Origin of the sequence: Marivita sp., assembly GCF_051251565.1 — a bacterium.
Classification (GTDB): Bacteria; Pseudomonadota; Alphaproteobacteria; order Rhodobacterales; family Rhodobacteraceae; genus Marivita.
In genome coordinates, this window is sequence record NZ_JBPOFB010000001.1 from 311732 (window position 1) to 325400 (window position 13669).

The following is a 13669-nucleotide window of genomic DNA, read 5'->3' on the forward strand; positions in this document are numbered from 1 at the left end:
TGACATGTTGCCGTTCCTGCTTCGACGCATTCTGATTGCGATACCGACTATCATCCTGATCTCGATCTTCGTGTTCCTGATGCAAAAGCTGCTGCCAGGTGATCCGCTCTTGGTCCTTGCGGGTGAAGAGCGCGACCCCGAAGTACTGGAGTTTCTGCGCGAGAAATACCGCCTTAACGATCCGATCTGGCGGCAATATCTGGCGTGGATCTGGAACGCGTTGCAAGGTGATTTGGGCATCTCATTGCGCACCAACCAGCCGGTCACGGAATTGATTGCGCAAAAGCTGCCCGTGACGATCCAGCTTGCCATCATGTCGTTGATCTTTGCACTGGTGATCGGCATTCCGGCAGGTATCCTGTCGGCGGTCAAAAAAGGCACAGCAACGGATTACATTGCGAATATCGTTGCTCTGTCGGGGTTATCGATCCCAAACTTCTGGCTCGGGATCATGCTTATTCTGCTGGTGTCGGTGAAATGGCAATTGCTGCCCGCTTCCGGCTATGTGCCCCTGTCCGAGGATTTCTGGCAATCCATCAAAACAATGCTGATGCCATCCTTCGTGTTGGGAACAGCCCTTGCTGCGACGCTGATGCGGCACACGCGATCTTCGATGTTGGGGGTTATGAGCGCTGACTATGTGCGTACCGCGCGCGCCAAGGGCCTGTCAGAACGGGTGGTGATCCTGAAACACGCCTTGCGCAATGCGCTGACGCCCATCGTCACATTGACTGCGCTCTTATTCGGAGAACTGGTCGCGGGTGCGGTTTTAACCGAACAGATTTTCACCATTCCGGGCTTTGGTAAGCTGGTCGTGGATGCGGTGTTCAACCGGGACTATGCCGTGGTTCAGGGGATCGTTCTGGTGACGGCGGTAGGCTTTATCATGATGAATCTGATCGCAGATGCCCTTTATTTCGTCCTCAATCCACGTCTGAGAGGGCACTGACATGACCGACGCGTCCACCAATGCGCCTCTGACCGCAGACCCTGTTCTGACCGCGAAGCCCGAAAGCCGCGTCTGGAAGAAATTCCGCTCCCACAAAAGTGCGCTGTTCGGCGGATGTCTGGTCGCGTTCTTTGTCCTTATCGCCATCGCTGCGCCGATCTTGCCCATCCCAGACCCGTTGGCGACGGATTGGGGGGCGGTGCGAAAGGCCCCAAGCTGGAGCCATTGGATGGGTACCGACGAGATTGGCCGCGATGTGCTGTCCCGGATGATCTGGGGCGCGCGGGCCTCGTTGCTGGCGGGCGTTGTGTCGGTTGGTATTGCCGTCATGCTTGGTGTGCCTTTGGGCATCGTTGCCGGGTATTTCGGCGGGTGGACGGACGCGGTAATTTCGCGCTGTACCGAAGCGCTTCTGGCCGCTCCCTTCTTGATCCTTGCCATTGCGCTCGCGGCTTTTCTCGGCCCATCGCTCGCCAATGCGATGATTGCCATCGGGATATCGGCGACACCGATCTTTATTCGACTGACGCGCGGGCAGGTGATCAACATCAAAACTGAAGATTACGTTGACAGCGCCCGGGCGATTGGATTGCCGACGCCGAAGATCCTCAGCCGCTATATCCTGCCGAACGTGCTGCCGCCGATCCTTGTTCAGGCCACGCTCACTATTGCGACGGCGATCATCGCCGAAGCGTCCTTGTCGTTCCTTGGCCTTGGCCAGCAACCCCCCGAGCCAAGCTGGGGATCGATGCTGAACACGGCCAAAAACTTTCTCAACCAAGCACCGTGGATGGCTATGTGGCCGGGGGTTTCGATCTTTTTTGTGGTGCTGGGATTCAACCTCTTGGGCGACGGTCTGCGCGATGCGCTTGACCCGCGCGAACACTGATCTGGAGTGACCATGTCCGACTTTACCACCCGTCCCGAGATCCGAGGCACTTTTGGCGTTGCCACTTCAACGCATTGGATCGCGTCGAGCGTTGGGATGAGCATGCTTGAAAAGGGGGGGAATGCGTTTGATGCCGCGGTGGCGACGGCCTTGACCCTTCAGGTTGTTGAACCGCATCTGAACGGCCCAGCGGGGGATATGCCGGCGATTTTTTATTCGGCCAAGACCGGGAAGGTCGAAGTGTTGTGCGCGCAGGGCGTGGCACCTGAGGCGGCAACGATTGAGCATTACACATCGCAAGGTTTGACCCTGATTCCCGGATCGGGGTTGTTGGCAACAGTGGTGCCGGGGGCATTCGATGGCTGGATGCTGATGCTGCGTGATCACGGGACGATGTCTCTGCGCGACGTGATGCAGCCGGCGATTGACTATGCGCGCGACGGGCATCCGATGCTGCCGCGCGTGGCCAACATGATTGCCGGGTTGGCAGAGTTCTTTGCGCAAGAATGGCCCAGCTCGGCTGCGGTCTGGACACCGGGAGGCAACGCGCCTCACGCCCATGCGCTGTTCAAGAACCCCGAACTGGCCGACACATATGACCGGCTTGCGTCAAGTCAAGGTGACACCCGCGCGGCGCAGATCGACGCCGCCCGCAAGGAATGGCGCGAAGGGTTCGTGGCCGATGCGATCTTTGACTATCTCAAGGACGCGCATGTGATGGATGTGTCCGAGGCGAAGCATTCGGCGGTTTTGGCCCCCAAGGACATGGCCGATTGGCGCGCGAGCTACGAAGATCCATTGTCCTATGATTACCATGGCTGGACGGTGCACAAGACTCAGGCGTGGTCACAAGGGCCGGTTCTGTTGCAGGCACTCGCAATCCTTAAGGGGTTTGACCTAGGGGCGATGGACCCGAACGGAGCGGAGTTTGTGCATACGGTGATCGAGGCGATGAAGCTCGCCTATGCTGACCGAGAAGCCTATTATGGTGACCCGGATTTTAGCGATATTCCGATGGAGCATCTGCTGAGCGACGAGTATAACACCGAGCGCCGCACGTTGATCGGCGCGCAGGCCTCGCTGGAGCAGCGTCCCGGTCGTGTGCCAGGGTTCGAGCATCTTGCCGATGCATATATCGAACGATCCCAACGCGATTTCAAAGTCGGGAACGTCGCGGCGCAGGAACCGACCATGTCGCACCTCACCGAAAAGCGCGGCGATACGGTTCACCTCGATATCATCGACCGTTGGGGCAATATGGTGGCCTCTACCCCGTCAGGTGGTTGGCTCCAAAGCAATCCGGTTATTCCGGGTCTTGGTTTCCCGCTCAATTCGCGGGCGCAGATGTATTGGCTTGAGGACGGCTTGCCCACATCGCTTGGCCCGAAACGCCGCCCGCGCACGACGCTGACACCGTCGCTGGCCGAGAAGGATGGCACGCAACTGGTCTTCGGCACGCCCGGCGGCGACCAGCAGGACCAGTGGCAGCTCATTTGGTTCCTGCGCTTTGTGCATTTCGGGTTGGGGTTGCAGGAATGTATGGATCAGCCGCTGTTCCATTCGATGCATTTCCAAGGCTCGTTTTTCCCACGGGAGGTCAAACCCGGCGAAATGATGATCGAACCGAATGTGGGCGACGCCGTGATCGGCGATTTGCGCGCGCGCGGGCACAAGGTTACGGTGGCAGAACCTTGGACAGTGGGCCGGTTAACAGCCGCCCTGCGCGAACCCGACGGAATGTTGCGCGCGGCAGCCACACCTCGATTGATGCAAGCCTATGCGGTGGGGCGATGACCTTTTCTTTGATCGCCAAAGACGCGGACGGCAGCATTGGTCTGATCGTCGCCAGCAAGTTTTTTGCCTGTGGGGCGGTGGTGCCCTTTATCTCGGGCAAGGTGGCTGTGGCCAGTCAGGCTTTCTGCAATCCCATCTGGGGCACCGAAGCCCGCGCACGGATGGAGAACGGGGAAAGCGCTGAGACGGTGCTGACTGACCTGGTGGCGCGCGACGAAGGCCGCGCAATTCGTCAGGCGCATATAATGGACCTCGAGGGCCGCTTCGCTGCCCATACCGGTGCCGATTGTGTGGATTGGGCCGGGCATCTGATCCGTGGCGATCATTCGGTTGCGGGGAACATGCTTGCCGGGGCGCGGGTGATCGAAGCCATGTCCGAGTCCTATGCGACGGGCGCGGGTCTGCCTTTTGCCGAGCGGTTGATCACTGCAATGCAGGCGGGCGAGGCCGCTGGTGGCGACAAACGCGGGCGGCAGGCGGCTGGACTGGTGATCCATCAAGGGCAGGCGCATCCATGGCTTGATCTGCGTGCAGACGACCATGCCGACCCATTGGGCGAATTAACGCGGCTTTGGGACGTGGCGCAGGAACGTTATGTGCATTTCGCCAAGGGCATGCCCACCGCCGAACGTTTCTCAGGTTATCCAACACGCGACGGCATTGATGCCGGCATCGCCGCCGCTGAAGCCAAGCGCAAGGCCCAAGGTCGGCTTAGCCGATCTCACGCCGTTGAGCTTGAGTAATGACCGCGTTCCCCTCTAATAGTGGCGGAAAGAGTGCCGCCCTATGGGGAACCGAATGAATGTGATGTCAAAGGGCCACACGGCTCAGGTGCGTGGCCGACTACTGGACTTGATCAAGTCAGGTGATCTTGGGTCAGACGGCAAGTTGCCGACGGAACGCGCCTTGTCAGACCGGTTCGGCGTCGGTCGGCGCTTTGTGCGTCAGGCGCTTGATGCGCTCGAGGCCGAAGGGCTGGTCTGGCGCAGGCAAGGCAAGGGCACCTTTGCAGGCCAGCCCCTTGATCCGATGGGGGACCTCGCCGCCAAGATCACCGGAGAGACCAACGCGCTAGAGGTCATGGAAGCGCGCTTGTGCATTGAGCCGGAACTTGCCGCCTTGTGCGCGAAACGCATGCTGCCCAACGAAGTGGCGCGGCTTCGGATACTTGCCCAACGCCAATGGGAGGCGTCGGATGCGCAGGCGATTGAGCTGTGGGATGGGTCGTTGCATCGCCTGATCGCTCAATGTGCGCGCAATCGCCCTCTGCTCACTGCGTTCTCGCTGCTGGACAAGATCCGCTCCAACCCTGATTGGGTGGCGATCCGGGCTAAGGCGCGGGATATGGCGTCTTTGCAAGTCACACACAGCGAACACACCGCCTTGATCGACGCGATAGCAGCAGGTCACGCCCAAGCCGCCCGCACCGCGATGCGAGACCATCTTGAGACGCGCTTTGATGCGCTGCGCCAGGAATTTGAAGCTGCAGGCGCAGAGCAGGGCGACGCATTTTTTGCCGCACCCACAAAGACCTGACCCAGCCACAAAGGACACCCCATGCCGATCCGCAATCGTTTTGCCGAGTTGCATCCCGAAATCACCGCGTGGCGTCGTGATTTGCACGAACACCCCGAACTGCAATACGATCTGCCGCGAACCGCCGGGATCGTGGCACACAAACTGCGCGCCTTTGGTTGCGACTCGGTTGTCGAAGGAATCGGGCGGACTGGGGTTGTGGGTCTGATCCATGGGAAAACCAACACCTCCGGCAAGACCATCGCGTTTCGCGCCGATATGGACGCGCTGCCGATCTTTGAGGCGACAGGGGTGGCCCACGCCTCCAAGGTGCCCGGAAAGATGCATGCTTGCGGACATGACGGGCATACCGCGATGTTGCTGGGTGCGGCGCAATACCTTGCAGAGACACGCAATTTCGATGGCACCGTGGCGGTTGTGTTCCAGCCTGCCGAAGAAGGCGGTGCCGGGGCAGAGGCGATGGTGCAAGACGGGTTGATTGGCACCTTCGGTATTTCGGAGATTTACGGTCTGCACAATTCGCCGCTGCTTGCTCTGGGTCAGTTCGCAATCCGACCGGGGGCGTTTTATGCGGCAGTCGACAGCTTTCACATCAACGTGCGGGGCAAGGGCGGGCATGCAGCGCGCCCCAACAACACGGTGGACACAACGCTTGCAGCATCAGCCATCGTGATGGCGTTGCAATCAGTGGTGTCGCGCAACACTGATCCGCAGCAGCCGCTGGTCGTGTCGGTAACATCGTTCCGCACGGAATCGGACGCGTTCAACGTCATCCCCGAACACGTCGTCCTGCGCGGCACAGTCCGCAGTTTTGACATGGATGTGCGCGCCACAGCGATCGAGAGGATCAAGGCGCTGGCGACACTGACGGCACAAAGCTATGGCGCTGAGGCCGAGTTCGGCTTTGATGAAGAACCCTATCCCGTGATGTCCAATCACGAGACCGAGACAGAGTTTTGCGCCGACGCCGCCCGCGCGGTTGCCGGTGCGTGCAACACCGACGCCCCGCGCACCACCGGGGGCGAAGATTTCGCTTACATGCTCCAAGCCTGTCCGGGGGCCTATATCCAGCTTGGTATCGGGCAAGGGCCGGGGCTGCACCACCCGGAGTATGATTTCAACGATGAGGTGATCCCGACGGGTTGTTCCTATTGGGTGGCCTTGGCTGAACAAAGGCTGCCAGCATGATCGTCAACGCCGGACCAGAGACCTGCCATTGGGGATATTTCGACGCGACGCTTGATCCGGTGGCGACCGTTGCCAGCGGGTCCGAAGTGACCATGAATTCAGTCTCTGGTGGACCTGAGGTGCTGCCAGACGGCGCATTTTACATCCCGCCGGAACTTCTTGCCATTCACGCAGGCGGGGTGCCGAAGGTGCCGGGGCATATCCTCACCGGGCCTGTGGCCGTCGAGGGCGCAAAGCCCGGGGACGTGTTGCAGGTCGATATTCTGGATGTCCAGTTGCGGCAAGACTGGGGATACACGTTCATCCGTCCGCTTTCTGGCACCTTGCCGCTGGATTTCACGGAACGGCAGGGCATGATCCTGCCCCTTGATGCAAACGCAAACGAGGCGACCTTGCCGTGGGGGCGCAAGCTGGCGCTGGCGCCATTCTTTGGGGTTTTGGCCGTTGCGCCGCCAAAGGGGTGGGGCCGTATCTCGACCATCGAGCCACGCGCGCACGGGGGCAATCTTGACAATAAGGAGCTGGTAGCGGGCAGCACGCTGTATCTTCCTGTCCATGCCAATGGCGCGCTGTTTTCCTGTGGTGACGGGCATGGCGCACAGGGCGATGGTGAGGTCTGCGTCACAGCCATTGAAACCGCGTTGCAAGGCCGCTTCCGCCTGACCCTGCGCCGTGACATGGATGTCGCCTATCCCGAGGCCGAGACGCCCACGCATTACATCACGATGGGCATGCATCCCGATCTGGATGTCTGCGTGGAAATGGCGCTGCGGCGGATGATGACTGTGGTGTCTGATCGCCTCGGGATCAGCCGTGCGGAGGCGTATATGCTGTGCTCGCTTGCGGGGGATTTGCGGATCACGCAGACGGTGAACCGGGAAAAAGGTGTCCACATGATGATGGCCAAATCACATCTCGACTAGAGGTTTGGCGATGCCGCAAATGCAGCTGCGATTGATGTGACCGGAGCGGTGCGTGGGAAAGAACCGCAGCGCCCCGGTCACCCGCCAACCAAGGGGTCCGCCTCTGGGATGAGGTTAAAAGAGGCGGGCGGTTGGGCGTTCCGATAGATACCTCAAGGCGCAGCCGTGTCGTGATGCCGGTGATCGGTCCGGGCAGATCGCTACTCGACACAATCCAACGGTAAAGATCTGGTTGACGTGATGTGAGTGAGTTTGGTGTGAGCCGGTTTTTCACACCCCGTTAAAGCTGGGCTCCGAGTGCTGTTCCATCGCTGTCCCACACACCGGCGGCACGCGAAGCGGACCTGTACGCGCCAGGGTCAAAGCATCAGGCGGCGCATCGCGGTACAGCTCTGTAAATCCATGGCGTGCGGGCTTTCCCGTGCAGAAATTCATTGCGATGATCCGGGTTGCCGTGGCCGCAGCAGCACTTGTGCCGATGATCCGCGCACCGGACCCGGACAGTACCCCAATCGATGGCAGGCCGGGCCGGAACCAGCCTTGGTCGGCAGTGGCTGTTGCGGCTGGCAGGTTGGCATCTACATGGACCTCGCCCTTGGTGCTGATCGCAACAGAGGCACTGCCACTATAGCCAGAGGGTTTTAGCGTGGATTGCGTATATCCCGCGATCCGCAGTGTGGAAGGCGACGTGCCGATGCCGTTCAGGCAGCCGAATCCGCGCACTGGGGTCAATGACAGGGGGGCCAACGGGCGGGGTGGTTTTGGCCGGGCAAGATCAACCAGATGGCTTTGCTGTCCGCCGGTGCCCAATTGCGTTGGATCGTCATCGCGCTGCACCCATATGTCGATGTGCCGTCCCGCGCATAACGGATCATGCCCTGTGTCGATGGTGATGGTCCAAAGACCCACTGGCGTGCGGCGACCCGCGCCAAGGTTGCCTGCGGTCGGGATCATCGCCAGCATGACGCGCCATCGGTCGCCAAGGTGTTTGTCCGCTGAAAGCTGGCCGATGTTTTTTCCGTCCATCTCAAGTTCGACAAAGCGTCTGGGGTCGCCATCGGTCATCGTGGGATCGGGTGACACTGCAATCGTTTGGACAAGGTCGGGGCTGCACCCGTGCGGCGGAGTGACCGTCACGGTCCAGCCTTCGAAATCCGTATCCGGTGGCAACCAAATCTCAAGATAACTGGACGTCCGGTCATCTGGCTTGAGCTGCCAACCGATGCTGTAGGCGCCTGCGGTCATGTCGCGCGCCGAAATCCGGGCATGCATGTCATTGGCAAAGTTGTTGCCTGTGGGCATCACCAGTTCCGTGCAGGGCTGAAGCTTGCGGCGCTCGGTGATCAGGGTTTCTACCGCGCGTTCAAAGCTGGACTTGCCGTCATGCCGGTTCGCGCTCCAGCCGTAGCTGAAATTGATCACCAGCGGGATCTCGGTTCCGTCGAACGCATCGGCGATCATGCGGGCGCGGTTGAAGATGTATTCAATCGCGCTGAGCATCATCATTTCTTTGCCAAAGCCCGAGGTGTCCCAGGCAATCGTGTTGGGCAATTGTACTGCGATTATAGCCGCATCCTCGGGCAGGTCTTTGGCACCGACAAAGGGATCATTGCCCGCGGCGATCCCGGCAATATGCGCGCCGTGGGTGGCGTGGTGCATCAGCACGCTGTCCACTTCGGGCAAATCGCGGTCAATCGCATGTGCGGCCCGATAGGCCTGAATTTCGCGGTGGCCATGTTCTGCGCGCAGGTCGTTGATCTTTGTTCCGGTGATCTCGCGGCCAAAGGGGACCGCGGCGGTGGTGTCGGCGCGGGCGGCTTGAAGCCAGCACAGGTTGATCCGCGTGTCGCCCACCGCGTCACGAAAGGCGCGATGCATGAACGGAATGCCATCATCAATCACGCCAATGATCACGCGCGGCTTCGCCTTGGGCGGCGTCCACCCGTCAGGTTTGGTCCCTTCGGTATAGGTGATGGGCCATGTTGCCGGGTCGATGGGCATATTGAGCCGATAGCGCGTGCCGTTCAACCCGCTGAGGCAGCGGGCCAGTTCCGCATCGTCAGCACGGGTTTCGGCGTCGGAACCGACAGCCTTGGTCTTTAGGGCAAAGGGCATGATCTGCGGATTGGCGCGCCACAAAGGCGGCACGCGGACCTCGGCTGCGTCCGTATCGGCCGGAGAGCCCGCGCCTTCCATCAACGCGGTGATATGGGTGGCCGGTCCGGTGCGGATCGCGGGAAAGGCAAAGGGGCGGCCCAAATCCTCGGAGAAAACCCACCGTTCATAGGGGCCAGTATATGTGTCGATCTTTTCGTCGTCATGGCGATGCGGATACATGGTTCAGACCTTTTGCGCTTCGGCGGTGGCACAGTCCCACAGCCACGAAAAGGTAGGTTTGCTGTCCAGCGTCACGGTGGCCCCTGTGGGGGTCAGGCCCTTGGCTGCCGCATCTGTCGGATTGCGTTGGTCTTCGTCGAAGAAATCCACATCACTGGGTGTGTAGGAAAGCTCTTCGATTGCCGTGCCTGCACCCGCCCGGCCGAGCACAACCTGACCGACGATCCGGCCCAATGCGGCCCCGGACCAACTGTCAATCGGGTAGTGCACTCCCGCGACCGTGCGGTTCACCGCGATCCGTTCGGCAAGGCCGCGCAAGGATTTGATGCGCTGTTCTTGGTCTGACAGGCTGTCCCACGCCGTGACAAGCGCTTCGAGAACCGTGAGCACGGCATACGCCTCGGTTGCGTGGGCAGACGGAAAACTGCCATGCCCCGGCGTTGGGATCATCGGCATCAGCCGCGCATCGAGTTGATCGGGCCTGCGGATGGCAAGATGGTTCTTGACGATCATTGCGACATGCGCTGCGGCGACCTGTGTGGCAGTGATCAGCTCGAAGGTCTTTTTGTTCTGGGCGCTGTGCAGGCCAAGGATCATCGCAAAATAGGGGGTGGGAAAGCCAAGCTGAGAGGTGATCTCGGCACTGCGTTCGGCGCGCAGGGTGGCATAATCTGACACGAACCGGCATTGTGATCGCAACAAATCATTGGCAGGCCGGGCGAGCGTCAGGCAGGTGTGCCCGTCAAAGCTCAGAGTGACCCTGTCGGGGGCACCCTTGATGGCATCGGCGCCGATTCCGGCAAGAAATTCGCTGACATACAAAGACCCCCGCACCCAAGTTGCCAGACCGTTCAGATTGGCAGGATCGGAGAACCCAAGCTCTTTGTCTGTGGGCGTGCTGCCGTCTTCGGTGAGGTGACGCAGCCCTTCGGCAGTGGTTTGCAGGCCATGCGTGGTCATGGGATCGTAGCCGCCGGGATCTTCGCTGCCCAGAAAGCCGCCCAGTCCGGTAAAGTTTGTGCCGCCGCCGAAACCTCCAAACCCGCCAAAACCCCCGAACCCACCAAATCCGCCGAAGCCGCCAAATCCACCATATTGCGCCATAATCTTTATCCCTCTGTTCTAAATGCTTTATGTTAAGTCAGCCCCGCCGCAGACAGCGCATCGATGACCAGTTTCCCGGTCTTGCTGTCTGCAGAGGGGTGTGTTTTGCGGTAGTCGTCCAAACTGAAATACGGAAAGCGTCGCAGGAGGTCTTGTGCGGTTGCGCGGGCTTCTTTGCCCCGGTCCAAAGCATGCAAGGCCGTGATCCGGCTGCGCAGGGTCGAGATATGTCGGTCATTCGATTCAAGCGACCGATCCGCAAGCTCCAGCGCTTTGGTGTAGTCGCCGCCAGCGAGGTAGGCGGAGCTTGCAAGGCTGTCGAAATAATACCCGAACGGATCAATCGGAGAAAGATCGCGCGCCATCGTGGTGGCCCGGATCGCGGACTGTCCTTCATCCCGAAACGCCATCAGCGATCCGCGCAGTAACCAGGACAAGCTTTCGCTTGGATTGATGTCTTGCGCGGCGGAATAGCGGCGTTCGGCAACGTCCAAGTTCTTTAGGATATTGCCGTTCACAAAGCCGTCGATGGTCAGGCCAAAGCTGGATTGTGGATCAAGATCAAGCGCCCGCGCGGTGCAATCAAGTGCGCGCTGCGTGTCGCCGGGGCGATCAATACTGTAATTCTTGAAGATGCTGAGGACGTACCATTTGCCCAACCATGCAAAGACATGCGGATTGTTGGGCGCGCGCGCGGCGGCCTCATCAAGGAATTGCCGCGCGCGCAGGAAATCCCCCAGCTTGGGATGGTGCATCGCCGTGGCACCGGCGATCAGCAGCTTGTGATCGGGCAAGTCGGGAAGCGGGGTCTGCCGCCCCGCATGCAATGTCGTTTCGGCAATGGACCGCCCTACGGTCTGCACGACGTTGACCAGCCATGCCGACGCTTCTTGCGAAAAATGCCCGATGGGGCAAGACAAGTGACGGTTCCACAACAGTGTGCCAGTCTGCACATCGGTAAAATCGACATCTGCAATGAGCATGTCGCCTTGCCGCCGCATTGCTCCGGTCATGAGGTAATCCACATCAAGCGTTTCACGCACATTCACGATGTCGATGAACCGCTGTGACATGGCGCGCCCGGACAGGTGCGATATTACCGACAGCAGGCTTGAGCGCGACATCATGCGGCAGGCTTCTTCGGCGACCCAGTCGCCCGCAATGGCCAGTTCGGTATCGCCTGGGGGGACCGTCAGAGGCAAGGCGCAGACCCGCGGCCTGATCCGCACCGGGCCGCGTTTGTTCGACATGAAGCACAGCACTTTGGCAGAGCTTGGGTCGGTGCGCACGCTGTCTCGCCACGCGATGAACGATGGCTCGCGCACGTTAAGGTCATTGAGGAACGGTCCGTCAGATGGATGGCCGATCACCTTGACGCGGCCCATGTCGATCTCGATTTCCTTGTTTGTTACGGTCAGGATCGTGTCGAAATCAGCGCCGATTTTCTTGCGCAGATCCGACAGCGCGCGGCGGAGATTTTGATGCCCGCTTTCATAATCGGCAAACCCCCAAAGTGTTTCCTGTAGAAAACTGCGGGATCGGCGGTTCAGGGGGGCGGTGACCAGAAGCGCGAACAGCGCACGATGCTTGGCACTGGTGATTTCATCCGCATGCGCATCCGTCCGCCGCAGAACACATGTCCCGAATAAGGAAATCTCCAGCCCTGCGGCCACGCGCGTCTCTCCGGTTACGTAAGGGGATGCTAGCCGCGCTTTGCTCAGGAACCAAGCTGTTCACACTTATTTCACAGTATGTTGGGACTCTCATTTGCTAACCTTTCCCAACGGCTCAGGAAAAAGGACCGGTCCATGTCCGAACAAAACGCGCAAGTGGTGATAGCAGACGCGGTCGATTTCTATCGGCAATGGCCCCAACTCAGAGAACGCGCTGAAAAACTGGTCGAAACCCGTGACATGGCAGAAGAGGACGCGGAACTCTTGCACTGGATGATCAAGATGGTCGATATGGTCGGCCCGAACGATATCGCGCAGGAACAGTAATCTTCTGGACATAAAAAAACCGACCCGAAGGTCGGTTTTACAGTGGTATATTGGTGGCCTGAGGTCACAGACCCCATTTCGCGGCGGTGGTCTCAAAGAACCCTTGCGCCTTTTTCAGTTCGATCCAGCTATTCACGTAGTTGATCCAGACCTGATCGTTTTGCGGCAGGAGCATCGCAATCGGAGTGGGGGCGCGGGCGCCGTCAGTTTCGATCTTGCGCAGGTTCGGGAACTTGGTCAGCAGGGTCGACCCTTCGATGTTTGATGTCACAAAGACATCCGAACGGCCCGACAGAACCTCTTGGAACCCACGCGCGGGCGCTTCGACCACTGTGATATCCGCAGCCGGGAACCATTCGCGGACCATTACCTCAAAGCTGGTGCCAAGCGTGGTCGCCACCTTCACGTCCGCCGCATTGATCGAATCCCAGCCCGAGAAGCGATAGACTTTGTCATCGGTGGTAAAGGGCAGGATTTCCACCGCGATATAGCTGTCGGAATACCCAGCCGCCTTGAGGCGTGCAGGACTGATCGAAGCCGATCCTGTCATGTGGTAATTGCCCGCAACCACACCGTTGACGAGGGTTTTCCAATCGGTTGGGACGAATTCCAGCTCGACACCAAGGTCGGTGGCCAGTTCGGTCATGACGTCGATATCATATCCGACAAAGGTGTTCGTGGCGGGGTCGCGCACGGACATCGGGTTCCAGTCGCCGGTTGTGCCAACCTTGAGCACACCGCCGCTCAGAATATCCTGAAGCGCGGATTGGGCAGATGCGGGGGCCGCGAGGAATGACGCGGCAAACGCAGCCGCAAGTCCAAGGGATTTTAGAAATTTCATGGGTATTTCCTTTTAGATGATGGCTTGGTCGGGTTACATAGGACAAAAGCTCCGACGATCATCGCACGCGGCTGATTTTTCTATACGCGCGCTATGTTACGAGCAACT

Annotated in this window: 12 protein-coding genes; 8 read left to right on the top strand and 4 right to left on the bottom strand. The window is 59.7% G+C overall.

Features of this window, described 5'->3' with window-relative positions; translation table 11 throughout:
* Positions 1-4 precede the first annotated feature (4 nt).
* Genes ACSHXH_RS01480 through ACSHXH_RS01510 form a run of 7 tightly spaced genes read left to right on the top strand, consistent with a single transcriptional unit; the run spans position 5 to position 7279 of the window.
* A complete protein-coding gene (locus ACSHXH_RS01480; RefSeq protein ID WP_435669972.1) occupies positions 5-949 on the top strand; it encodes an ABC transporter permease in 945 nt (314 codons plus the stop codon).
* 1 nt (position 950) lies between these two features.
* Positions 951-1838, top strand: coding sequence for an ABC transporter permease (locus ACSHXH_RS01485; RefSeq protein WP_435669973.1), 888 nt, complete (start codon positions 951-953; stop codon positions 1836-1838).
* Positions 1839-1850: 12 nt separating this feature from the next.
* A complete protein-coding gene (locus tag ACSHXH_RS01490) occupies positions 1851-3632 on the top strand; it encodes a gamma-glutamyltransferase family protein (protein ID WP_435669974.1) in 1782 nt (593 codons plus the stop codon).
* Complete coding sequence (locus ACSHXH_RS01495) at positions 3629-4375, top strand: DUF1028 domain-containing protein (protein WP_435669975.1); 747 nt, start codon at positions 3629-3631, stop codon at positions 4373-4375. The genes ACSHXH_RS01490 and ACSHXH_RS01495 overlap by 4 nt, the downstream gene beginning before the upstream one ends.
* 55 nt (positions 4376-4430) lie before the next feature.
* Complete coding sequence (locus ACSHXH_RS01500; RefSeq protein WP_435669976.1) at positions 4431-5168, top strand: FadR/GntR family transcriptional regulator; 738 nt, start codon at positions 4431-4433, stop codon at positions 5166-5168.
* A gap of 21 nt (positions 5169-5189) precedes the next feature.
* Complete coding sequence (locus ACSHXH_RS01505; protein WP_435669977.1) at positions 5190-6356, top strand: M20 aminoacylase family protein; 1167 nt, start codon at positions 5190-5192, stop codon at positions 6354-6356.
* Positions 6353-7279, top strand: coding sequence for an acetamidase/formamidase family protein (locus ACSHXH_RS01510; RefSeq protein ID WP_435669978.1), 927 nt, complete (start codon positions 6353-6355; stop codon positions 7277-7279). The genes ACSHXH_RS01505 and ACSHXH_RS01510 overlap by 4 nt, the downstream gene beginning before the upstream one ends.
* Positions 7280-7549: 270 nt before the next feature.
* Here ACSHXH_RS01510 and ACSHXH_RS01515 read toward each other — a convergent pair whose 3' ends face one another.
* From ACSHXH_RS01515 to ACSHXH_RS01525, 3 genes are read right to left on the bottom strand one after another with little or no spacing between them, the layout of a single operon-like run.
* The gene (locus ACSHXH_RS01515) at positions 7550-9616 is read right to left on the bottom strand and encodes a S8 family serine peptidase (protein ID WP_435669979.1); all 2067 of its coding nucleotides are present in this window, start codon (positions 9614-9616) and stop codon (positions 7550-7552) included.
* 3 nt (positions 9617-9619) lie between these two features.
* The gene (locus tag ACSHXH_RS01520) at positions 9620-10720 is read right to left on the bottom strand and encodes a phosphatase PAP2 family protein (RefSeq protein WP_435669980.1); all 1101 of its coding nucleotides are present in this window, start codon (positions 10718-10720) and stop codon (positions 9620-9622) included.
* Positions 10721-10752: 32 nt separating this feature from the next.
* Entirely contained in the window at positions 10753-12393 is a 1641-nt protein-coding gene (locus ACSHXH_RS01525) for a hypothetical protein (RefSeq protein ID WP_435669981.1), read from the bottom strand.
* Positions 12394-12528: 135 nt separating this feature from the next.
* Between ACSHXH_RS01525 and ACSHXH_RS01530 the strand changes: the two genes are divergently transcribed.
* Positions 12529-12720 (top strand): hypothetical protein, encoded by a 192-nt coding sequence (locus ACSHXH_RS01530; protein ID WP_435669982.1) that lies wholly within the window; start codon positions 12529-12531, stop codon positions 12718-12720.
* A 64-nt stretch (positions 12721-12784) separates the two neighbouring features.
* Here the strand turns inward: ACSHXH_RS01530 and ACSHXH_RS01535 are convergent, their stop codons facing one another.
* Positions 12785-13561, bottom strand: a complete 777-nt coding sequence (locus tag ACSHXH_RS01535) for a transporter substrate-binding domain-containing protein (RefSeq protein WP_435669983.1) — start codon at positions 13559-13561, stop codon at positions 12785-12787.
* Between the last annotated feature and the right edge of the window lie 108 nt (positions 13562-13669).

What these genes read in the sequence shown, in the direction of transcription:
- ACSHXH_RS01485 (WP_435669973.1), top strand. Translation starts at nt 951, where the DNA reads ATGACCGACGCGTCCACCAATGCGCCTCTGACCGCAGACCCTGTTCTG.
- ACSHXH_RS01535 (WP_435669983.1), bottom strand. Translation starts at nt 13,561, where the DNA reads ATGAAATTTCTAAAATCCCTTGGACTTGCGGCTGCGTTTGCCGCGTCA.
- ACSHXH_RS01515 (WP_435669979.1), bottom strand. Translation starts at nt 9,616, where the DNA reads ATGTATCCGCATCGCCATGACGACGAAAAGATCGACACATATACTGGC.
- ACSHXH_RS01520 (WP_435669980.1), bottom strand. Translation starts at nt 10,720, where the DNA reads ATGGCGCAATATGGTGGATTTGGCGGCTTCGGCGGATTTGGTGGGTTC.
- ACSHXH_RS01530 (WP_435669982.1), top strand. Translation starts at nt 12,529, where the DNA reads ATGTCCGAACAAAACGCGCAAGTGGTGATAGCAGACGCGGTCGATTTC.
- ACSHXH_RS01505 (WP_435669977.1), top strand. Translation starts at nt 5,190, where the DNA reads ATGCCGATCCGCAATCGTTTTGCCGAGTTGCATCCCGAAATCACCGCG.
- ACSHXH_RS01510 (WP_435669978.1), top strand. Translation starts at nt 6,353, where the DNA reads ATGATCGTCAACGCCGGACCAGAGACCTGCCATTGGGGATATTTCGAC.
- ACSHXH_RS01500 (WP_435669976.1), top strand. Translation starts at nt 4,431, where the DNA reads ATGAATGTGATGTCAAAGGGCCACACGGCTCAGGTGCGTGGCCGACTA.
- ACSHXH_RS01490 (WP_435669974.1), top strand. Translation starts at nt 1,851, where the DNA reads ATGTCCGACTTTACCACCCGTCCCGAGATCCGAGGCACTTTTGGCGTT.
- ACSHXH_RS01480 (WP_435669972.1), top strand. Translation starts at nt 5, where the DNA reads ATGTTGCCGTTCCTGCTTCGACGCATTCTGATTGCGATACCGACTATC.
- ACSHXH_RS01495 (WP_435669975.1), top strand. Translation starts at nt 3,629, where the DNA reads ATGACCTTTTCTTTGATCGCCAAAGACGCGGACGGCAGCATTGGTCTG.